The sequence below is a fragment of the Mycobacterium heckeshornense genome, assembly GCF_016592155.1.
Taxonomy (GTDB): domain Bacteria; phylum Actinomycetota; class Actinomycetes; order Mycobacteriales; family Mycobacteriaceae; genus Mycobacterium; species Mycobacterium heckeshornense.
The window spans coordinates 1,377,434-1,399,384 of record NZ_AP024237.1; the positions used below are offsets into that span (position 1 = coordinate 1,377,434).

14 protein-coding genes and 4 pseudogenes are annotated in these 21,951 nt (G+C 62.8%); 6 read left to right on the top strand and 12 right to left on the bottom strand.

The features are described 5' to 3' along the window. Nucleotides 1-151: 151 nt before the first annotated feature. On the bottom strand, nt 152-1,240 hold the full coding sequence (locus tag MHEC_RS06675; RefSeq protein WP_071700605.1) for a S1C family serine protease: 1,089 nt from the start codon (nt 1,238-1,240) through the stop codon (nt 152-154). Between the two features lie 485 nt (nt 1,241-1,725). Between MHEC_RS06675 and dosR the strand changes: the two genes are divergently transcribed. Further along, nucleotides 1,726-2,373: a hypoxia response regulator transcription factor DosR/DevR gene (gene dosR, locus MHEC_RS06680; protein WP_048893709.1), complete on the top strand. Its 648-nt coding sequence runs from the start codon at nt 1,726-1,728 to the stop codon at nt 2,371-2,373. A 36-nt stretch (nt 2,374-2,409) separates the two neighbouring features. Next, the gene (locus MHEC_RS06685) at nt 2,410-4,122 is read left to right on the top strand and encodes a GAF domain-containing sensor histidine kinase (RefSeq protein WP_048893710.1); all 1,713 of its coding nucleotides are present in this window, start codon (nt 2,410-2,412) and stop codon (nt 4,120-4,122) included. On the opposite strand, the pseudogene MHEC_RS06690 reads toward MHEC_RS06685, so the two are convergent. Next, nucleotides 4,123-5,032, bottom strand: a pseudogene (locus tag MHEC_RS06690) (universal stress protein). A 250-nt stretch (nt 5,033-5,282) separates the two neighbouring features. Here MHEC_RS06690 and MHEC_RS06695 point away from each other — a divergent pair. Then, a complete protein-coding gene (locus tag MHEC_RS06695) occupies nt 5,283-6,263 on the top strand; it encodes an Acg family FMN-binding oxidoreductase (protein WP_048893711.1) in 981 nt (326 codons plus the stop codon). A gap of 451 nt (nt 6,264-6,714) precedes the next feature. On the opposite strand, the pseudogene MHEC_RS06700 reads toward MHEC_RS06695, so the two are convergent. Next, nucleotides 6,715-7,137: pseudogene (locus MHEC_RS06700) on the bottom strand (transposase); the annotation flags it as partial. A gap of 829 nt (nt 7,138-7,966) precedes the next feature. Continuing rightward, nucleotides 7,967-8,332: a hypothetical protein gene (locus MHEC_RS06705; RefSeq protein ID WP_236591476.1), complete on the bottom strand. Its 366-nt coding sequence runs from the start codon at nt 8,330-8,332 to the stop codon at nt 7,967-7,969. 99 nt (nt 8,333-8,431) lie between these two features. Here MHEC_RS06705 and MHEC_RS06710 point away from each other — a divergent pair, with 99 nt between their 5' ends. Both MHEC_RS06710 and MHEC_RS06715 read left to right on the top strand, forming a co-directional pair. Continuing rightward, entirely contained in the window at nt 8,432-9,472 is a 1,041-nt protein-coding gene (locus MHEC_RS06710) for a tyrosine-type recombinase/integrase (RefSeq protein WP_048893843.1), read from the top strand. Beyond that, complete coding sequence (locus MHEC_RS06715; RefSeq protein ID WP_048893842.1) at nt 9,469-11,295, top strand: tyrosine-type recombinase/integrase; 1,827 nt, start codon at nt 9,469-9,471, stop codon at nt 11,293-11,295. The genes MHEC_RS06710 and MHEC_RS06715 overlap by 4 nt, the downstream gene beginning before the upstream one ends. Before the next feature lie 87 nt (nt 11,296-11,382). Here MHEC_RS06715 and MHEC_RS24810 read toward each other — a convergent pair. The 8 genes and pseudogenes from MHEC_RS24810 to MHEC_RS06755 form a co-directional block, all read right to left on the bottom strand. Next, nucleotides 11,383-12,768 (bottom strand): annotated as a pseudogene (locus MHEC_RS24810) (tyrosine-type recombinase/integrase); the annotation flags it as partial. Beyond that, a complete protein-coding gene (locus MHEC_RS06725) occupies nt 12,768-13,700 on the bottom strand; it encodes a tyrosine-type recombinase/integrase (RefSeq protein WP_236591477.1) in 933 nt (310 codons plus the stop codon). The pseudogene MHEC_RS24810 and the gene MHEC_RS06725, both read right to left, overlap by 1 nt. 22 nt (nt 13,701-13,722) lie before the next feature. Then, nucleotides 13,723-15,022: pseudogene (locus MHEC_RS06730) on the bottom strand (IS3 family transposase). Between the two features lie 15 nt (nt 15,023-15,037). Further along, entirely contained in the window at nt 15,038-15,550 is a 513-nt protein-coding gene (locus tag MHEC_RS24965; protein ID WP_071700624.1) for a universal stress protein, read from the bottom strand. Between the two features lie 235 nt (nt 15,551-15,785). Continuing rightward, the gene (locus tag MHEC_RS06740; protein ID WP_071700623.1) at nt 15,786-16,766 is read right to left on the bottom strand and encodes an Acg family FMN-binding oxidoreductase; all 981 of its coding nucleotides are present in this window, start codon (nt 16,764-16,766) and stop codon (nt 15,786-15,788) included. Between the two features lie 169 nt (nt 16,767-16,935). Continuing rightward, nucleotides 16,936-17,721 carry a slipin family protein gene (locus tag MHEC_RS06745; protein ID WP_372507344.1) on the bottom strand — a complete coding sequence of 262 codons (786 nt, stop codon included), beginning with the start codon at nt 17,719-17,721 and terminating at the stop codon, nt 16,936-16,938. A gap of 5 nt (nt 17,722-17,726) precedes the next feature. Continuing rightward, nucleotides 17,727-18,356: a hypothetical protein gene (locus MHEC_RS06750; protein ID WP_048893780.1), complete on the bottom strand. Its 630-nt coding sequence runs from the start codon at nt 18,354-18,356 to the stop codon at nt 17,727-17,729. Nucleotides 18,357-18,358: 2 nt separating this feature from the next. Beyond that, nucleotides 18,359-20,692 carry a nitric-oxide reductase large subunit gene (locus tag MHEC_RS06755; protein ID WP_048893779.1) on the bottom strand — a complete coding sequence of 778 codons (2,334 nt, stop codon included), beginning with the start codon at nt 20,690-20,692 and terminating at the stop codon, nt 18,359-18,361. A 185-nt stretch (nt 20,693-20,877) separates the two neighbouring features. On the opposite strand from MHEC_RS06755, the gene MHEC_RS06760 reads away from it, so the two are divergent. Beyond that, nucleotides 20,878-21,753: a universal stress protein gene (locus MHEC_RS06760; RefSeq protein ID WP_048893778.1), complete on the top strand. Its 876-nt coding sequence runs from the start codon at nt 20,878-20,880 to the stop codon at nt 21,751-21,753. Nucleotides 21,754-21,951 lie beyond the last annotated feature (198 nt).

The following is a 21,951-nucleotide window of genomic DNA, read 5'->3' on the forward strand; positions in this document are numbered from 1 at the left end:
AGGGTGAGTAGCGGGGGCGGCAGGCAGGCCGCCGATGCGATTGCCGGCCCGCCTGCGGCCGCTTGCTGACTGCTACTGGAGCCCCCGGTACTTTCTCTGCCGTGGGGGAGGACAGGGCTGCGGCGCTGCGCTTCATGAAGCCAACGCGTGTTTAGCTCGCGCGTCGGTCAAGCGGTTCGCCTTGCGGCCCCTGCCTGTCCGCGGCGGTGCCGAGGGTGACCAGCACGACGCGTGTGGCGTTTGCCCTGTCGACGCAGGTCAGCGTCACGGTGTCGCCGGGGACCTTCGACAGGATTGCCGCAACCAAAGCGTCAGCACTCGTGATCGTCCGGTCATCGATCCGCGTAATCATCGCACCAGATGTCAATCCGGCAACTGCGGCGGGGCTGCCGCTTTCTACATCAATAATCTTGGCGCCGTGGATGTCTCGGTCTTTTACCAACTGCACACCCAGGTAGGGATGCGACGCCTTGCCTGTGGTGATCAACTCGGCCGCGACTCGCCTGGCCTGGTCGACCGGAATAGCGAACCCGAGGCCAATTGAACCGCCGGGCAAGATCAAGTTCCCGATCGTGGCGATCGCCGAATTCAGACCGATGAGTTCGCCGTTGCGGTTGATCAGCGCCCCGCCAAGGCTCCCCGGATTCATCGCGGCGTCGGTCTGGATCGCGTCAAGCACGGTTTCGTTGCTTGTCGCATCGGACACGATGGGGACTGGGCGGTGCAGCGCGCTGACTATGCCGGTGGTGACGGTGTTTTCAAGGCCCAGCGGAGACCCCACTGAGACGACTTTCTGCCCGATCCGCACGTCAGCCGAAGAACCCAGAGTAATCGGCGTGAGTCCGGAAACACCCTCCGCCCGAACAACGGCAACGTCACTGGCTGAATCAGCGCCAACCACAACAATCGGCGCGGTGCGGCCATCGGTGAAGACAGCTACTGGTTTTTGCGAAACACCGGCACCTTTGATGTCGCCGAAAGCCGACAGGACATGGCTGTTGGTCATGATTAGCCCGTCGGCAGACATGACGACACCCGATGCCGCTTGCGATAGCGCACCGGCCCGGGTCTCGAGTTTTACTACGCTGGGGGCGGCCTTAGCGGCAACCCGCTCCAGGGTGATGTCAGGCAGGTCGGTTACAGGCATGTTAGTTGATGCGCTACCGTCGGCGCGCTGGCTGCCGAACGGGTCAACGGCCAGCACAACGGTTGCCCCGATGACACCGGAGACCACTGCCACCGCCAATGCGCCGGCCAATAACTTCCAAGCGCGAAAAATGCCCTGGGGTAACACAGCTGTTGCACCTGGCTCCTCAGCACCCGGAGGGGGCACCACCGCTGTTCCGATCTCCGGATTTCCGGGTGCCCAGAACCGGTGTGGACGATCCTGGGTCATAGTGCTCCTTCACTCGGTCGGTATTGAACATCGGTTGGCTATCCCCCTCGATCTTGAACGCGCCAGGGCGGGTGGTATTAGAGGCCGAAGTCCCATTCCTGCACCCGCCGAAATGCCTGCATGCGTGGTCCGGTGGCCTGAGTACATTAGGGTCGATCGCGACCAAATTAAGGACTAACGACCCTGACGAGGACGACCTGCGTCTCATATCCTTCGCCAGGATGACCGGCCGACTATTACAACTGTGAATCGCCCGTGGTTACGGGCATGATGGAGGTTTACCAGTCAGTCGCCGGCGTGAACGGTAATCGCTTTATGAAAGGGTCGCCGTGGTGAAGGTCTTTCTGGTCGACGACCATGAGGTGGTCCGTCGCGGCATCGTTGACCTGCTCGAATCCGACCCTGAGCTCGAAGTCGTCGGCGAAGCCGGCTCGGTCGCCGAGGCGATGGCGCGGATACCGGCGGCGCGCCCGGACGTCGCGGTGCTCGACGTCCGGTTGCCGGACGGCAACGGGATCGAGCTCTGCCGTGATCTACTCTCGGATCTACCCGACCTGCGCTGTCTGATGTTGACTTCGTTCACATCCGATGAGGCGATGCTTGATGCGATTTTGGCTGGGGCCAGCGGGTACGTCGTTAAAGATATCAAGGGCATGGAGTTGGCGCAGGCCATCAAAGACGTTGGTGCCGGCAAATCGCTGCTAGACAACCGCGCTGCTGCGGCGTTGATGGCGAAACTGCGCGGCGGCGCTGAACGAACCGATCCGCTGCTCGGGCTCACCGACCAGGAGCGGACGCTGCTCGGGCTGCTCAGTGAAGGGCTGACGAATAAGCAGATCGCTGCCAGGATGTTCCTCGCCGAAAAGACTGTGAAGAACTATGTGTCACGATTGCTGGCCAAGCTGGGAATGGAGCGGCGCACCCAGGCGGCAGTCTTCGCCTCCAAGCTGAGCGGCGGTAACCACCCGCCCCATTAGGCAGCCGAAAAGCCTGGTCGATGCCACAATGTACCCGTGACTGAGCGACAAGGCGTCTCGCGCGATGATCATCCACTGCGCGACAAGTTGTCGCAGTTGCGGTTGCGGGAATTGCTGACCGAGGTCCAAGACCGTATCGAGGAGATCGTCCGAGGGCGTGACCGCCTTGACGGTTTGGTCGAAGCAATGCTGGTGGTCACGGCGAACCTGGATGTGGGCACCACGCTGCGCACCATCGTGCACAAGGCCGTCGAGCTGGTGGACGCGCGCTACGGGGCATTGGGCGTCCGAGGCGAAGGACAGCAGCTTGTCGAATTCGTCTACGAAGGAATCGATGAACAAACTCGTCAGCTGATTGGGCATTTGCCGGAAGGCCGTGGCGTGCTCGGAGTGCTTATCGATGACCCCAAGCCGATCCGGTTAGACAACATCGCACAGCATCCGGCTTCGGTAGGGTTTCCGCCTAATCACCCGCCCATGCGGTCGTTCCTAGGGGTACCCGTGCGGATTCGCGACGAGGTGTTCGGCAACCTGTACCTGACCGAGAAAATCAATGGGCAACACTTCACTGAAGACGACGAGGTGGTTGTCGAAGCCCTGGCCGCTGCGGCCGGGATCGCGATCGACAACGCTCGCCTATATGAGCAATCGAAGGCCCGGCAATCCTGGATCGAAGCAACCCGCGATATCGCGACCAGACTGCTGTCCGGTGCCGACCCGGGGACGGTATTCGAACTCATCGCCGAGGAAGCCCTAAGATTGACTGATGCGTGGGTGGCCTTGGTTGCAGTTCCGGTCGACGAGGACATTCCGTGCTCCAATGTGCGCGAACTGCTGATCGGAGCAGTGGCTGGCGGGCCAGCGCAGTTCGGTGCGGAAGCAACGATACCGCTCGGTGGGACACCGGTCGGAGATGTTTTCACAGACGGCATTCCGCGGCGATTCGACAACCTTGATCTCGGCTCTGCGGAGCTACGGCCTGGCGCCGCACTAGTTTTGCCGCTGCGAGCCGGCGAGACGGTCGCTGGAGTGCTTGTCGCATTGCGGGCCCCCGGCACAACGCCGTTCACCCAAGACCAGCAAGAGATGATCTCAGCTTTCGCCGACCAAGCAGCACTCGCCTGGCAGCTTGCGAGGTCCCAGCGTCTGGCGCGTGAACTTGACGTCCTGACCGACCGCGACCGTATCGCGCGAGATTTGCATGACCACGTTATCCAGCGGCTCTTCGCGGTCGGGCTTGCTTTGCAGGGAACCATCCCGCGGGCGCGATCGCCCGAAGTAAAAGAACGACTGTCGGCATACATCGATGACCTCGAAGAGATCATCCAAGAAATCCGAACAACGATATTTGAGCTGCATGGACCAGCTTCCGGGGCGACACGGTTGCGCCAGAGGCTTGACGAAGCTATCGGCCAATTCGCGGATGGGAAGTTACATATCGCAACGCAGTTCATCGGACCGCTTTCAACGGTGGAGGCTGGCCTCGCCGATCAGGCAGAAGCGGTTGTGCGCGAAGCGGTTAGCAACGCCGTGCGGCATGCTGGGGGTTCGAAGCTCACCGTGATCGTCAAGGTCGAAGACGACTTATCGATCGAAGTGATTGACGACGGCCGGGGTATCACTGGACCTATCACTGGCAGTGGCCTGGCGAATCTGCAGCAACGGGCCGAAGAGGTAGGCGGTACCTTCTCGGTTGAGACTTTGCCTGGGGAAGGCACAACCGTGCGATGGTCGGCCCCATTGCTGTAACTACTCAGTACGGTGCGTGCCGGGTTGGCGTGCCACAATCACCGGCATCCGTGCCGACTGGGCCACTGTTTCAGCGACTGACCCGACCATCATTTCGGCGAATCGACCACGGCCTCGGCTACCGAGGACGAACAGCTGGGCCTCCTCAGAGCGCTCGACGAGTTGGCGTGCCGGCTTATCGCACACGGCAATTCGGTGCACATCAACATCTGGGTACTGTTCTTGCCAGCCCGCCAGTCGCTCAGCGAGTAATTTCTTGGTTCATCGACTGTGTCGCAGGCCAATCCACGCCGGGCGCTTCCGATACATCGGCATCGCTCCATGCGTGCAGAGCAACCAGCTGCACCTTTCGGCGCGAAGCCTTATCGAATGCGATTGCGGTCGATAGTTCGGACGCTGGGGAGCCGTCGATGCCCACTAGTACCGGCGCCTGCGCTGGGTAGGGCATCAACGGATCCTCATCGTGGATGATCGCGACCGGACAATGTGCGTGACGGATCAGCCCCATAGCAACCGAACCGGGGTGGCGGCCAAACCACCGCCCACTGCCGTGACATCCCACGGTCACAAGTTCCGCCTCTTTGGAAAAGTCGACCAACGTGGGAATGGCAGCTGACGACAGGAGTTCGGTGCGGACTTCGGCAGGGCCTCCGCGATCGCACGCTTGTGCCACCGTCTTCAGCGCGTCGTCGAGGAGTCGGCGTCCGTGATCTGCTTGCCAGCGCGCCAAACCGGGAGGTAACGGCGTATCCAGCCATGTTGTCGAAATAGTCGGCGAAATCGCGTGTACGAGCGTGAGCGAGACATTCCGCAGTTCCGCATCACGTGCGGCCCAATCGAGCGCGACCCTGGTAGCAGGTAAATCGTCAACCCCCACCAGGATTCCTAAATCCCGATTTCTTAGTGCCATGACTCCTCCTTTGAAATGGTGAGCCATTCCACCAAGCGGTCGCCCACTACGGGAAAGTATGGACTGCAGCCGTGTCGGGTTCAGGGTCGTTCGTCACCCGTCGAATAGCCATAGGGCCCAAGTTTCCGCTGCATGGGGTACTGGCGCAAACAGGAAGTCCCATGCAAGTGGAGTCTTTGGGCTCTATCCGCTGTGTGTGTCCCGTGCGAGCCTGAACTGGAAACATTGTTTGCAGAAAGCGCTGACCGCCATGAACATCCGATTTCCCGACCGGGAGACCGTTCGAACCGCCTTGTCACTGGCTACTCGTGCACCTTCGGTGCACAACACGCAGCCTTGGCGGTGGCGGGTGGGTAGAGAAAGCTTGCACTTGTACGCTGACCGGACACGGCATCTTCCTAATACCGACCCGGACGGCCGTGATTTGATTCTAAGCTGCGGAATCATCCTGCATCATTGTGTGACCGCGTTGGCGGCGCTGGGATGGCAATCGAAGGTACAGCGGTTACCGAATCCCGACGACCGGGAACACCTTGCGGCCATAGAGCTTCACCGCCAGTCTCCCAGTGAAGTTGACATCACACTCGCGGCGGCGATCCCGCGGCGGCGCACCGATCGACGCCACTACAGCTCGTGGGAAGTGCCAGCTAATTATATCGCTCTCATGGGTGCGCGCGCGGCTCGCGCCGGCGTGATGCTACGCCGAATCGAAGCCCTACCACGGTTACAAACTATTGTGGCACAAGCTGTTTGGCAGCATGCAACTGACCACGATTATTTGGCTGAGTTGACCAAATGGAGCGGCAGGTATGCGTCGGTTGCCGGTGTACCAGCGCGCAGCACGCCACAATCGGACCCAACTGCGCCGTTACCTCCGCGGCTATTCGCGGGTCCCGCGTTGGCGCAGCCGGCTGATACCGATCCCGCCGAAGATAACGCTGCGGTGCTCGCACTCGGCACCAAAGACGACACCACGCTGGCACGCCTGCGGGCCGGCGAAGCCACTAGCTTAATCTTGCTGAGCGCGACCGCGCTTGGGTTGGCTAGCTGTCCCGTCACCGAACCGTTGGAGATTGTCGAAACACGCGATGCTGTGCAGGTCGAGGTTTTTGGGACAAGCGGGTTTCCGCAGATGCTGCTACGGGTCGGGTGGGCACCGGTCAACGCTGACCTCTTGCCGGTGACTCCACGCCGCCCATTAGCGGACGTCGTGGAGTGGTTCGACGGGTGAGCATTCGACTTCATCAAGCGCAAACGCTGCTATCAGCGAATGACAAGCACTGAGTACTCGGCGTGGCCGAGGATCGGGTGGCCGGTGCGGGCCGACCAACTGGACGACCTGATCGACATCGGACCTGCCGATCACAGCGAGCTGCAGCCGGTCGCTTACCGCGGCTGTGGATGCGAGCGCGCGCCGCATCGAATTCCGTCTTCACCCGAACCGGAGCAAGATGCACCGAGGTGTCGACATGCTCGTGACCGAGCAACGGCTGCATCACCGGCAGATCCACCCCGTCTCGGCCATCGCAGTGCCAAACGTATGCCGTAACGCATGTGCCACATCAACATCTAACGGCACCCGCCGCTGCCCGGAGCTAACCCGCGCGGAATAGCCGTGATGATTGCAAAACGCCTCCATGCGCGGTGTCCCGATGCGGCCAGCTTGCGCCGAGGTCGGGTGGCCCGTACATGTCGGCGAAGTGGCGGCGACCTCACCAGTGGTCCTTTGCGGTCAACGACAATACGATTTCATCGATACCCCTCAGCCGACGCTAGCGCTCCTTGACGATCTGCCGATCAAAGCCGCTATTGGTATCCCGAGGTACCTCGATCTCCACCGGCCCGATCTCGCTGAGCACCGTCTTGGCCCGGGTGCCATTGCGGGAATTGCCGCTGCCACGCCCAGCCGGGTCATCCTCGTCATAACCCAGATGCTCGGTCATCTCCGCATCCAGCGCGGTCTCGAGCACGTTCTTGGTCAACTGGTTAAGCAGCTCGTTGGGGTCGACCAGCTCGACGCCCTGTTCCTTCGCTTGCGCCAGCAGCCGCTCCGCCAGCTGCCATCGATCCGCCTCGATAGCGACGGGATCGAGTGTTTCTGACATCCTCAGTCCGTCCCGCCAACCACAGCTCGGCGTGTCAGACCAAGACCAGATCCACCGTTGTCCAGACAGTCCCTCAGCGTAGTACCGAGCGACGCTGCGGGCGTACCAGATGCGCCAACAACCCAGTCCGTTCACCCGCCGTTGCCGAGTGCGCTTCCCGGCCTTTGGGCAACAACCACTGGTCTAGCGGGATGCATAATGTCCTCGAGTTCGAATAGTCATCAGTTCGAAGTGACGTAGCTAGCAATCAATAGCGCTGCAGTGTAGCGCAGTGCCTGCGTGTCGCCGTCACCGATACGAGATTTGTCGCACGCCGAAGATCGTATTTGCGGTGCGCCGAGACGTTGCCCGAGATCGCGGTTGTAATTCCACGACAACATCAAAAGCTTGTATCGACTCAGATGTGGCGATTCATTGGTATCCTGCCATGCGATCTCAATCCAAACGGTGTGAGAACTGCTGAGCTAAAAAGCTTTCGGTGCCCACAACTCAGAGTCAGCTCTGAAGATTGCAAATCAACAGCGTGCAACCGGCATGACCGAGCGTTGAGCGAGACGCGGGGCTGAAGATAGCGCCGAGCGTGCGAGAATCTCGGGGGCCCACCACGAGCAACTGGACAGGGCTTGCATTGCTGTGCAGATAATCAAGCATGCTGCCTGGGTGTGAATCGCCCTGGGTTTTGTGCACACCGGTTTACTTTGCGCCGGTCGGCTGACCGGTGTGGTGTGCATGGTAGTCGGCCTCGTATTCGATGGGTGGTTTCAGTCCGAGTCGGTGCATGAGCCGGCTGGTGTTGTACTTATGCGGGTGATCGAGTCAAGTAGGGCGGTCACGAGGCGGTGGTATCGAGGCGGTCGAGGATGCCGTCGAAGATCTTCTGGCGGCCGAGTTGGCCCTTGTTGGCGGCATCGTCGCGCTGGCGTTGCAGCGTGGGCCGGAACTCGAGGGTGGTAACGAAGAAGCTGCAGGATTCGCAGATGGACTCGAAGTGGCAGTCCATCTCGACCGGTCGTGCGCAGTAGCCGTTGCCCAGCATGCGGCGGTGCATCTCGTTACGCAGTTTGCGCATTTCGCGGCCTTCGTCGTCGCCGGCGAGTTGATGGGGTTGGCCGTAGAGTAGTTCCACTTTCTCGGTGACGGCGAAGTACTCCTCGGCGACGGTCTTATCAGCAATTCGTGCGTAAACCATTGTCATGGCTAAGGTTTTGTGTTTGATATACGGGTGATCTTCGGCGTGTCTGCCGTGATCCAGCGGGGTGGGCGCGGATGCTGGCGGCAGGAGGTTGCCGTGTTCATGCCGTGCCTGGTCCGTCACCATCGTGGGGCGGAGTTGGCCGCGATCACCCTGGGGCATCCGCTGCTGGATGACTACCTGGCCTTCGTTGCGGCACGGGCCCGAACGAACACTTGGCTGGCGGTGGCCTCGGATTTGAAGATCTTCTTCGGTGTGGTTGCCAAGGAACCGACCCAGGTGAGCGCCGCAGATGTGTTCGCGTTCTTGGCGTTTCAACGCACTGCCCGTTTGGGTGAGCGGGTGGTGCGGTTGGAGGACGGCGAGCCGGGCCTGGCGGCGCGCACGATCGCCCGCCGGTTGTCCAGTGTGCGTGGCCTGTATGCCTACCTCGCGGCCCGCGGTGACACCGGCGTAAGCCGCAACCCGGTGCCGACCAGCCTGGCCGCCCGCCGCCCCGGTGCTCGGCGCGGGAAGGGCGGGATGGCGTTGATCCGCACCCCGCGCACGCTGCCCCGGGTGCTGGCGCCAAGCGAGGTCGACGCGCTGCGGGCGGCGCTGCGCACCCACCGCGACCGGGCCATGGTCGAGGCGATGCTGCTGGGTGGACTGCGACGCTGCGAGGTGCTGGGCCTGCGCCTCGACGACGTCAACGCCGGCGAGCGGCGGGTGTTCGTGGCCGAAGGCAAGGGCGGTCGGCAGCGGATGGTGCCGGTATCGGCGCGGTTCTTCGCATCGCTGGGGGACTATCTGGATCAGGAGCGGCCGCGGACGTCGACCGATCGGGTGTTCGTGGTGTTGAAGGGGCCCCGGCGTGGCGAGCCGTTGTCGGCCGCCGGTCTGGACGAGATCCTCGACGGTGCGCGCGCTCGCGCCGGGCTGACCCAGGCGACGTGCCATCAGCTGCGGCACACCTGTTTCACCCGGCTGCGGGAGGCGGGGATGGCACTGGAGGCGATCCAAGCCCAGGCCGGCCACGCCTCGATCGACTCCACCCGCATCTACCTGCACCTGGCCAACGACTGGTTGGAACGGGAGTACCTGCGGGCCGCCGAAGCGATCGAGGCGCAGGTCGTCGCCTCCGGTGAGGCGGCCGAGGCATGAACCGCTCACCAGCACATCGCCCCGACATCGAAGAGCTCGTCGAGGCGTATCGGGCCGACCTGGTTGCGGCCGGGATGTTCGCCGGACATCCGGTGACCTCGGTGGCCCGCACGTTCTTCACCCGCGTGGGTGTGGCGGGCTGGTCTGCGTTGCCGCTGGCAACCCAGTGCGCTTTGCCGCTGAAGGATCGACGGGTGGTTGGTTGGCTGATCGTGACGGGACGGCTGCGGCCCAGCCCGGACTATCTCGTGGCGTGCCGGCCCTACCTCGGCGAAGTCGCCGCCCATCATCACCGCGGATTCCACCAACGGTTCGTCGCGACCTCCACCGAGCTCGGGTTTGATCCCATCGTGACCCGCCTGCAGTGGTCGGCGCTGGCCAAGGTGGCCGCGCTGGCCGGGCTGACTCCCGAGCAGCTGACCCAGCCGGTGATCGATGAGCAGCGAAAAGCGTTGAGTGCCGCGATAACTCGTCACCGACCCGGCAGCCACGGCGCCAAAGCACTGAGCGCGGCGCTGTTCGGTGCGCAGACCACCCTGTTCCACCTCGGCGTCCTCGACAGCGCGCCCCGCAAGACCAGCCCAAACCGCTCGGCTGAGCGGGCCGCCCAGTGGGCGGCGGTTCCGCCGCGGCTGGCGGCCACCCTGACCGGTTACATCGCCCAGACGCGGCTGTCGCTGCGGGCCTCGACGATGGTGCGTGTCGAGGGCGTGCTGCGGGAGTTCGCCGGCTGGCTGGCCGCGAACGCCCCCGAGGTGGTCTGTGTTGCTGACCTGCGTCGGGCACACATCGAGGCCTACAAGCTGCACCTGGCCACCCGTCCTTCGGCGCGCGGCGGCCGGTTGTCCAAGATCAGTCTCGCCGAACATCTCGGCACCCTGCGCACCTGCTTCGACCGGCTCACCGAATGGGACGGCGACGATATTCCCGCCCGCGTGCTCGTGTTCGCCGGCGACCTGCCGATCCGCGACGAGCCGCTGCCCCGCTTCCTCGACGACGCCGCGTTCACCAAGCTGCTGCAGGCCGCGCGCGCCGCCGACGACCCGTTTGTCCGGCTGTGCGTGGAGTTCCTGGCCCGCACCGGCCTGCGTAAGGGCGAATTCCTCGATCTCACAGTCGATTCCGTGGTGCAGATCGGGGCCGCGTACTGGTTGCACGTGCCGCTCGGGAAACTGCGCAACGACCGGTACATTCCGTTGCATCCCCAACTCAAGGATCTCCTCGACGAATGGCTCGCCGCCCGACCCGTCAGCCTGCGCAGCCGCTACCTGTTCGTTGAGTACGGCCAACGCATCGGGGAGGGCCGCGTCGATCGGGCCGTCGCTGAAACCGCGAAAGTGGCTGGCATCGGCCGTGTTTCGCCCCATCGTCTCAGACATACCTTGGCAACCCAGGCGATCAACCGCGGTATGTCGCTGGAAGCGCTGGCCGCGCTGTTGGGTCACCGATCTATGCGGATGACGCTCGTTTACGCTCGAATCGCCGATCGCACCGTCGCCGACGAATACTTCACCGTCAGCGAAAAGGTCGAGGCCCTCTACGATCAGCCGCGCGCACTTCCCGCCGACGCCGAAGGCGCCGAAATGCGAAAGCTCCGCGCCGAGATGCACCGTCGGATGCTGGGTAACGGCTACTGCGCCCGACCCGTCGGCCTGGACTGCCACTTCGAATCCATCTGCGAATCCTGCACCTTCTTTCAGACCACCATCGCCTTCCGGCCCACTCTGCAGGCACAACGCGACGACGCTGCCGAAAAAGGACAGCTCGGCCGCCAGAAAGTGTTCGACGGACTGCTCGCCCGACTCGATCAAACCGCCTCCTGACAAGACGCACTTGACAAGATCACCCGCATAATGTCCGAGCAGCGCTGCGATCGCATCCAGGCTCATGCCCCGATTCACCGCCTGGGTGGCTAGCGTGTGTCGCAGTTGATGCGCGGTGACGTTGCCGATGCCGGCCGCGCCCGCGACGCGGCGCAACGCCGAAGTGACGCGGTGATGGCTAATCGGCCGTCTGTGTTCGATCAGAAGGTGATTGGTGCGCAACCCATTGGGTCTATGGTTGGCGATCCAGTCATCAAGGAGTTCTTTGAGCTGTGGGTGCAGCGGGATGTAGCGGTCGTTGTGCAACTTGCCGATCGGGATGCGCAGCCAGTAGGCGGATCCGATCTGCACGACGGCGTCGACGGTGAGGGCCAGCAGCTCGCTGCGGCGTATCCCGGTGCGGGCAAGCAATTCAACGATCAGCCGAGACAGCGGATCGGCCTCGCTGCGGGTAGCGCGCAGCAACTTGGCTGCTGCGGCGTCGTCGAGGAACCGCGGCAGCGGCTTGTCGATGATGGGCAGGTCGCCGGGGAACATCAGTGCCCTGGTCGGCGCGTCCGGGTAGCCCCACTCGGCGATCCGGGTGAGAAAGCAGTGCAGGTTGATCAGCGTGTTCTTGATGCTGACCCGGTTGAGCGGCTTGCCGGTGGATGGCCTGGCGTGCGTGCACAGCCACGCCTTGAATGCCTCGATGTGTTCGCGCCGGAGATCAGCGCAGCCGGTGACGTCGGGGTGGGTGTCGGCCAGCCAGATTCCGAATCGGCGCAGGTCCAGGTCTATGTGTCGGACGGTGCTCGGTCGCAGACTCAGCGCGACTTGTGCGAGGTATCGCTGCGCGGTCTCGACGAACTTTATTGGCGCCGTGTCCCATCCGGTGTCCGAGGATTGGTGTTGCACCGCCGGTGGGCGCAGCGTAGAAATCTGGCCGGCGTGGAAGAGCGTCAGCCGCAAGCGGTGAAAAACCGCGGCCACGTTCTTGCCCGCGGTGGGCTTGCCGCGGCGGGCATACGCGGTGAGCATCGCCACACGGGCGGCGTCGAAATGCTCGTCGGTGATCGCGCGCGGTGACACACCGGTGATGGCAGTAACCTTCGCCAGGATGTTCCACTGCGCCGCGGTGTCCCTGGCCGAAACGCCGATGCGAGAACAGGCTTCGTTGAACCAGTGGTAATCGGCGGGGCAAAACGACCGTGCCGGCAGGCCCGGCCGCAGGTCGGTGCGGCTGAGCAGCTCGGCGTCCACAGTGATGCGGCCAGTGACCATCAGCCAGGACGTGAACGAACGCGCCTTGACCACAACGTCGAGCCGCTGCTCGGCGGTGAGCCCATCCCATCCGCCAGCCCGCCGGATCTTGCCCTCGCAGGTGTATGCCGATCGGGTCGTTGACCGGCCCGTCTTGTGCCCTGAGGCCCGCATCGCGGCCAGATAGTCCTCGACGAGCCAGGAGTCGTCTACCACCACCGACGCGGGCATCAGGGTGCCTGCATCGCTTGCGCATCGATCGCCTCGACCGCTCGCCGGTATTCGTCGGCGAGCCAACCGTTGGCCAAGTGCAAGTAAATGCGGGTCGATTCCAGCGAGCGATGCCCGGCCTGGGCCTGGATCGCCTCCAACGCCATCCCGGCCTCACGCAGCCGGGTAAAACAGGTGTGCCGCAGTTGATGACAGGTCAGGTGCTCAATGCCGGCTCGACGCCGAGCACCAGCGATGATCTCATCGAGCCCGGCCGCGCTGAGCGGCCGACCCCGACGTTGGCCCTTGAGCACCACGAACACGTGATCGGTTGACGCGGTATGCGGCCGCTCCAGCTCCAGGTAACTGGCCAAAGTGGTGAAAAAGCGCGGTGACACCGGCACGATGCGCTGGTGACCGCCCTTGCCGTCGGCGATGAACAACCGCTTCTCACCGGGACGCACGTCACCCAGCCGCAGCCCGAGCACCTCGCACCGACGCAGCCCACCCAGCAGCATCGCCTGTACCATCGCCCGGTCCCGGTGGGTGCGCAGCGCCCTCATCAAGGCGTCGGCCTGATCGGGGTCGATCACCCGCGGCACAGTGCGCGGGGTGCGAATCAACGGCACGCCACGCACCGCCCGACTCGGAGTCCGCGTCGACAATCCCTGCGGCACTGGGTTTCTAGAAACAACGCCACGAACGATCAGATACTCGAACAGCCCGGCGACCGAGGCCAGCCGCCGCTTGATCGTGCGCGCCGACAGTCCAGCCTCACCGTCGTCAATCCGCACCACTTCCGCGCCACGCCTCGGCTGGCGCTGGGCAGCGATGAATGACAACACGTCGGCATCGGTGACCTCCTCTGGCGCCTTGGCGACCTCAGTGAAGAACACCTTCAGATCGAACGCGGCAGCCAGCACCGTGTTCGGGCGCGCCCGGGCTGCGACCATCCCCAAATAGTCGTCGACCAGCTCATGCCCCAGCCGAAGAACGCCACCGCCAACTGGGTGAACCAGGCAAGGCACGAACACGACAACCTCCCGCCCACAGCATCCGCGCCCGCCCCGCGGGACAGCAGCAGACACGCCGAAAATCACCCGCATATCCAAACCAGTGGACCCAGTCGGCGGTGAGGTGCTCGACATCGTGCACCGAGCGCAGCGGCCCGGTTGGGAACGGTGAGTCTTTCCGGATCGCTTCGGTCTTATAGAGACCAATTATTGTCTCCGCCAACGCATTATCGTAGGCGTCTCCGACCGTTCCAATCGACGGCTTCATGCCGGCGAGCATGATCGTCTCCCCGCAGTGCACCGACGTGTACTGCGACCCGGCATCAGAGTGGTGAATCGTCGACCCCGCCAGCGGGTGGCCTTCACGGGCCCGCAGCGCTGCGGCCTGACGGAGCGCCGATTCGACGAACCACGAGTGCTTGGTCGTTGAGCACGCCCAGCCGAGGATCCGCCCGGCGTAGGCATCGACGACGAACGCGGTGTAGACGAACACCCCGGTGACCAGGCGAACGTAGGTGAAATCGGCGACCAGAAGCCGGTTGGGGGCATCGACGGCGAAGGTGCGATCCACCAGGTCCGGTGCCCGCTGCGCGGCGGGATCGGCCACGGTAGTGCGGACCTTCTTGACCCGCCGCACCCCTGCCAGCCGTTGGCCCGCATGAGACGCTCCACGGTGCATTTGGCCACCGGAATGCCCCGTCGTTGCAGGTGAGCCCACATCTTGGCCGCACCGTAGAGTGACTCGGGCTTGCGGCGACCATCAGCATCGGGGGTGTAGTAGCCGGCCAGGATCTCAGCGACCGTCATGTCCCACAAGACCCGTTTCGATGGTGGGCGAGCCTGCCAGGCGTAGAAGGTTCTCGGGGCGATCTTGCAGCCATGCTCGCTCAGCACGCGGCAGATCGGAGCGACCCCGAACCGAGCACGATGCTCGGCGATGAATTCACAAATCAACGGTGTCGCGGGTCGCTCTCCCGCGCGAAGAAACTTGTTGCCGCCTTGAGGATTTCGATAGTCTGCTCAAGCTCACGGTTCTTCTTACGCAGCTCGCGCAACTCCCGGCTCTCCGCCGTCGATACCCCAGCGGCCTGGCCGTCGTCGATCTCGGCCTGGCGCACCCACTTGCGCAGGGTCTCCGCGCTCATCCCCAACCGGGCCGAGATGGCCCGCATCGCCGCCCACTCGGTGTCGTACTCGTCGCGATGCTCCCGGACCAGCCGGACCGCCTTGGCCTTCATGTCCTGGTCGTACCTCGTTGCCATCGTGCCATCCTTCCCTCAAAAGAAGGTGTGCACGAAACCCGGGATGGTCCAGTGTTCCTCGGCGGTGATACTTAGATCGGGGTATCGCCGCCGCCATGGAGCTAGCCAGCGGTCGAGTTGCGCTCGCGCCCAGTGGTTCCCGCTACATCCCACGCCGTCGACATGCTCTCGTGCGACCTGGGACGGACGCTCAATCAAAACCCGGACCGGGGCGTTGCGGAGCATTGCTTCCTCAAGGCCATGCTCTAGGACGGTGCTATTGGCCGGGGACGTGTCCAGGACAACTAGAACTGAGCCAGGGTAAGACTGTGTTGGGTCGGGCCGTTTGTGGACGACGGCGAGCGGGCAACGTGCAGAAGCGGCCAGCGCTAAGGCCGTAGACCCGATGCGTGCACGGGTGGCACCGCGATGGCCGGTCGAGCCGACGCAAATCATCGCCGCCGAACGCGAAATCTCCAGCAATGCGGAGATAGCTCCGCCCTGTGCAATTTCGACCTCGACCTTGACCGGCTTGGCCGTCGACTCCACAACGGTGTTGGCATGGCGATCGCGAGCTCACCCCTGGCCAAGTCCTGCGCCGCCTGTGCCACATCGGTGCTGCCTGGTTCGATTGCGTACACCAGCCGCAGCGGAATGTCTCGGGCAGCAGCTTCATCGACTGCCCATAACGCGGCATCGATTGCCCACGTGATCCGTCTATGCCGACGACGACCGAAGTTGGTGCGTAGTTGTAATCCTCACCTGGCATCGCCGCTTCCCGACTTCAATTCTGCAGGCGAAAGACTTCGGTCAACGGTCGCCGCGGAGTGGGCGGCGGCGGCTCTTCCGTAGCGGGCGCCAAGCCTACGCGCACCAGTAATTGCGGTCGTAATTCCTCATCGAGTAAGCCTGCAATGAGATCGCGGGTCACTTTCAGCTCGGTGACATGAGTCACGGGGCACGTAGCCAAGCCAGCCAGTGTGCATTCCAACAAGACTGTGGAAAGCGCTTCGCCTGAAGCTAATGCATCAGCGCGAGTGTCGGTTTCGGTGGATAACACTAAAATTGTGGACTGATCTTTGGGTACTTCACTGCGTCTTTCAGCGCGATGCGTGAGCGGGAATCCCCGCTCAACATCCACCCGTTGACTCTCGGCTCCAGAGATCAGCGAACTATATGGTATCCCCTCTGAAATCTCGAATGGTGAAGTCCACCAATGTAGTTCGTCGTGGTACCGCGAATCATATTGTCGCAACGACTCGGCGAGCTGTGATCCCCACGCCACTTGTGGACGGACATCCTGAGGCACGACGTCCAGATGGACGGGGCTACCGCTAAGGCTGCGGCGCAGCGCGGACTCGACAAGATCCCAGTCTGTTGGTGCCATGAACGGCAACCGATCGGTTCGGCGTGCCCAGAGCGCGCTGGCGCGACGCCGGTCGTCGTCAGTGACGTGATCCAATGGGGTGAACTGGATGGACGCGAGATGGTTGAGGTTTCCCGGTTTGGGAAACCGCTTGACGTGGGATTGCCAACCGGCTGCAGTCATCGCCACATTCAAGTGGTCGAGGGCAGCTCCACAGCTGATCAGTGCTTCCCGCCCCGACTGGTCGCTGTCCATCACCCGGGTGGGGTCGAGATAGAGGCGTAGTTCTCTGTGGTCGAATACCCACTGCCAGGGCTGGCTGTTATGCAAGGATGGGGCGCGGCATGCAGACCACACCGCGTTTTTGACAACGGCAGTTCCTACCGTCGTGTCAGGCATATCAACCTCCAACCCCTACCTGTATTCCAGCTTCCACAGACACCGCTGATGTCGGGAGGGCCGTTGGTCCTTGGTGTCGGCGTCATTGGGCCTTGCGCTGCCGGTCTTAAGCTTGCGGCGTCGCCGTTGACCGTGGATCGGCGAGTGCGCGCTGCTGGCCGCCGATGGCTTAGCGGCGCTCGCTGAGCGAGTCCGCGATCGCGTTTAGCACTTCCGGGTGCTTCAAGAACGGCGTAATGATGTCGACCGGCAATGGGAATACTACAGTCGAGTTCTGGTCCGCCCCGAGCTCCAGTAACGTTTGCAGGTACCGTAATTGCAGTGATGCTGGGTTCTTTGACAACGTCTCGGCTGCTTCGCGCAGCTCCGCAGAGGCCTGCAGCTCTCCGCGCGCGTTGATCACTTTTGCGCGACGTTCGCGTTCCGCCTCGGCTTCGCGAGCCATAGCACGCTGCATCGACTCGGGGATCTCGACATCCTTGATTTCGACCACCCGCACCTGTACACCCCATGGCTCTGTCTGCTTTTCGATGATGGTTTGAAGATCCCGGTTAAGGTCGTCGCGGTGGGCCAGCAACGTGTCGAGGTCGGCGCGGCCAAGTAGCGAACGCAGCGTTGTCTGGGCGATCTGAGATGTTGCCACAGCATAGTTCTCGACTGCCAGAATGGCTTTCAGTGGATCTGTGACCTGAAACATCACCACAGCATTTACCCGCGCGGGCACGTTGTCGCGGGTAATCACCTCCTGCGGCGGAATGGTCAACGTCACCACTCGCTGGTCCACACGCACCATCCGGTCCGCCAAGGGAATCAAGAACTTAAGCCCAGGCCGGTAGAGCGGACGCACATGGCCCATCCGAAACACCACGCCACGCTCGTATTCCCGCAGCACGACCAGCGACACGAATGTCAATGCGATCACCACCACGATCGCAGCGGAAAAGGCAACTACGATCGCGCTCACCGCGGGGGTTCCTCCTTGTGCGCCCAGCTACCTGCCCATCGGCCAGAGTACCGGTCGGTCGCAACGGCCGCCCGATCTTCCAGCGCGGACCGGTGTGGCAGATGCTCGGGAGCGTTCGACGGCGTGTTCCAGAGGTGCCGCGCCAGTGGGAGGCTCACCGTTCCCACCAGCAGAGCCACCCCGCACAGCACCAGCACCTCAGAAAAGGTGTAATGGCCGATTAGCATGGCCAGCGGCATGATCACCCCGAGCGCGGCCACCAGACAAGCGATTCCGCGGTGGAACCGCCCGGCGTCCGAGTACGGCCATGGATCAATTTCGCGCGTGATCTCGCGGCCGTCATTCGAGGTGGTGCACGTCGATTTCACCGGACAGCTGTTACACACCACCGGCGCCGCGCGATAGCGCATCACCCGGTGATGGGGATCGAACGACGTCGGCCACAGCCACTGGTCTTGTGGGCAAACCCATGCATCGTGGTCGGGCCGGTACACGAATTTCCCGGTGCGCCATCGCGTGGCCTGTTGGGACACCCTTCTAGCCATCGTGTCGAAGCCCCACGCGACAGCTGCCAAGAACAGCGCGTAGGCGCCAACCATCCACACCGACGCGGCGGGCGCTGTCATCGTCACTCCTTCGCCGGCGCCGAGGGCTCATCGACCCGGGCTGTCTCGGTGTAGAGGGGGTGGTCGGGTAGCTCCTGAGCTGCTGAGCCGGAGTGAAAGTGTCGCAACGCCGTCAACGCGATATAGATGAACGGCAGCACACCACCGGCGATGAAGATCACGTCTCCGGGGAGTCGCAGCCATTCCAGCAGTGAATTTCCTGGGCGAGTGATGTAACCGAGTGAGCGGGCGTCGAAGTAGCTGTCGTTTACTGAGTGGTAGAGCTGCAGCACGCCTAGCGGCAGCAGCGTCGCGAACACCATCCAGGCCAGGCCAATGTTCATGCCCCAGAAGGAAATCCGAGCCCATTTTTCAGGCCATTTTTCGGCTGGTATCACGTAGCGGAATGCGAACATCGCAAGGCCCACGGCGAGCATGCCATAGACGCCCATCAGCGCTGCATGACCGTGGTTGGCCGTCAGCGCCGTGCCGATCTGGTAATAGGAGACGACAGGCAGGTTGATCAAGAACCCGAAGATGCCTGCTCCCAGGAAGTTCCAGAATCCGACGGCAACCAGGAACATCACCGCCCACCGATGCGGGAACGGGTTGCCGTCACCGGACTGCTGGCGCGACCCAAGCTGCAAGAAGGCCCAGGCCTCGACGGTCAAAAAGGTCAGTGGGATGACTTCGGCGGCTGAGAAGAACGCGCCCAATGCCATGTGCTCGACCGGGGTGCCGGAGAAGTATAGGTGGTGCATGGTGCCGATTACGCCGCCGGCTGAATACAAGATAATGTCGAGGAAGATCACACCCAGCGCGATCCGTTCGCGAACTACACCGAGCAGAACGAACATGTAAGCCACCATCACGGTGGTGAACAGTTCAAGGAAGTCCTCCACCCACAGATGCACCACCCAGAACCGCCAAAAATCTGCAACGGTGTAGTGAGTGCCGCTGCTGGCCAAAAGCCCGATTGCGTAAAACACGGGAATAGCGAGCCCGGCGAAGAAGAAAAGCCATGGCATGTTCAGCTTCGATTCCCCGCGTAGCCGGGCCCGCATTCCGCGCCAGATGATCGCGATCCACAAGAACATGCCGATGATCAGCAGCATTTGCCAGACCCGCGGCAAGTCGAGGTACTCCCACTGCTGGGAAAACAGCGAGCCCTTCGGTATCACCCCATAGATCGACAATGCCTCGCTGATGAGCGAGCCGAACACCACTATGGCGACCGCGCCGAGCAGACCATAGACCAGCCAGCTCTGCCGGCGCGGCTCACGGCGGGCGATGAACGGTACGAGGAAGATTCCCCCGGCCAGAAATGCCACTGCGGTCCAAAACAGCGCCAGCTGCACATGCCAGGTCCGGGCCAGGTTGTAGGGCAGCACCCGCGCCAAGTCTAGACCGAAGAAATTGGACAGGTCAGCCCGGTAGTGCTCGGCGGCGGCCCCCACCAGCGTCTGCGCCAAGAACAACACCGACACGATCGCGAAGAACCAGATCGTCGCCCGTTGCGCCGGCGTCAGGCTCACCTCGCCGGGTTCGCGAAATGACAGCGTGGAGGCTTGCTCTCCGTGCCAACCGACCTGCTGGCTCCAGCGCCCGTACACGGCGAACAAGATCCCGATGCCGCCCAGCAGTGCGACCAGCGATAACGCCGACCATACGACGACTTGGGCGGTCGGCCCGTTGTCGACGCGTTTCTCGGGAGGCCAGTTGTTGGTGTAGCTGTAGTTGTGACCCGGCCGCTGCGCCGCTGACGCCCATGCTGTCCACGCGAAGAATGAAGTCAGATCGTGAATCTCTGCCTGATTGGTGATCATGCGGGGCCGCAGCCCATACTTCGTGGTGTTGTCCCCGAAGTACGCCGCGTAATGCCGCTGGATGTCGTCGAACGCTTGTGCCTGCTGGTCGGTGAATACCAGCGTGTTGCTGTCGGGGTTGTAGCGATTGGCGCGGAACTCGGCAACCACGCGGTCGCGAGGGTCCGTCACACCTTGCGCGCGCCACTGATTGGCGACGTCGTCGGTAGCCATGCGCAGATATTCAGCTGTGTAGTCTGGTCCCAGATAGGCACCGTGGCCCAGTACAGAACCGTATTCCATCAAGCCGCGAGCTTGATAAAGCTCTTGTCCGCGGGTGATGTCGTCCTTACTGAACAGCAGCCGGCCCGACTGTGTGACTACTTTGTCAGGTAGTGGCATCGAGGCGGTGTAGGTGCGGTAGACGAGAATGCCCAGCACCAGGAAGCCGAAAACCATCACGAGCGCCACGCCCTGAACCCAGCCCTTGCCGATCAGGGGCTGTGGCGTGGCCTCGTCGGAGGGTCGAGACGGTGTCGCTTGCACTGCCATTCCCATCAACCTTCACCGGATAGTGGACGAATTGGTCTGAATTTAACGTGGCGAGGGTCGCGACACACTGGAAATCACGGTCAAGGACTAACGGCGCTCATTTCGGGACCAATGTCCCCTGCACAGCAGCTGCTCTCGTCCCTACCGTGAGCCTCGAACTGTGCGGTTTCGGGTAGGAGTCAACGATGGGTGAAACCGGTCCCGCACAGTCGGTCGTGGTCGGGATCGACGGCTCCGCGTCGGCGCAATTTGCAGCGGTGTGGGCCGCGGATGAGGCGGCCAGTCGAGATATCCCACTGCGGCTGGTGTACGCAGTCGCTTTAGAAAATACCGATCGCCCCGAGTCAACTCGTGAATTTGCCGACGCGCGGTTAGCTCTTCGCCGCGCGGTCGCCGCCGTCGAATCGACAGGGAAGCCGGTGAAGGTCGAGACCGAAATCGCGCAGGCCCGCCCGATCGTCGCGTTACTCAACTCCTCGCGATCGGCAGCCATGACCTGCGTGGGCTCAGCCCGCCTCGAACAGCATGCGCGAAGCCCTATCGGCTCTATAGGTTCGGCGTTGATCGCTGCTGCGCGTTGTCCGGTTGCCGTGGTATATAAGCGAGCACATTCGACACCGCCGCGACGGGGTTTGATCCTCGCGGTCGTCGAGGGTCCAGCGGTCGGCAGTACGACGCTGGGCAGCGCCGTTCTCGAGATGGCCTTGCAGGAGGCCCAGCTGCGTAATGGGCCGTTGCGTGTACTGACGGTATGGCCGCCCCACCGCGCAGATGCGTACGACCTCGGCGGGGCGGCTTTCGAGAATTGGGCTGCACAGGCACAAATCGATTCTGTGCTTTCCCGTTGGCGGCGCAGCCATCCGCAACTTGACCTTCAGTCGGCGGAGACTCACGGCAGTCTGCCCAACTACCTGGAGTTCCTGGCGAGAAACGCCACGCCTATCCAATTGGTCGTAGTGGATCCACGACAGCCGAATGTGACAGGAAGTCTTCTCGCGGCTTCGGGCCGTGCATTGTTGGATGCCGCCGCGTGCTCAGTGTTGAGTTGCGGCCGAGAGTAGGAGGAATTCGATCAATACGGGTGTCAGATGGAGATCTGAATCGCCCTGGGTTTTGTGCACACCGGTTTACTTTGCGCCGGTCGGCTGACCGGTGTGGTGTGCATGGTAGTCGGCCTCGTATTCGATGGGTGGTTTCAGTCCGAGTCGGTGCATGAGCCGGCTGGTGTGTAGGGGTCGGACCGCAGCGCCCTGCCGGTC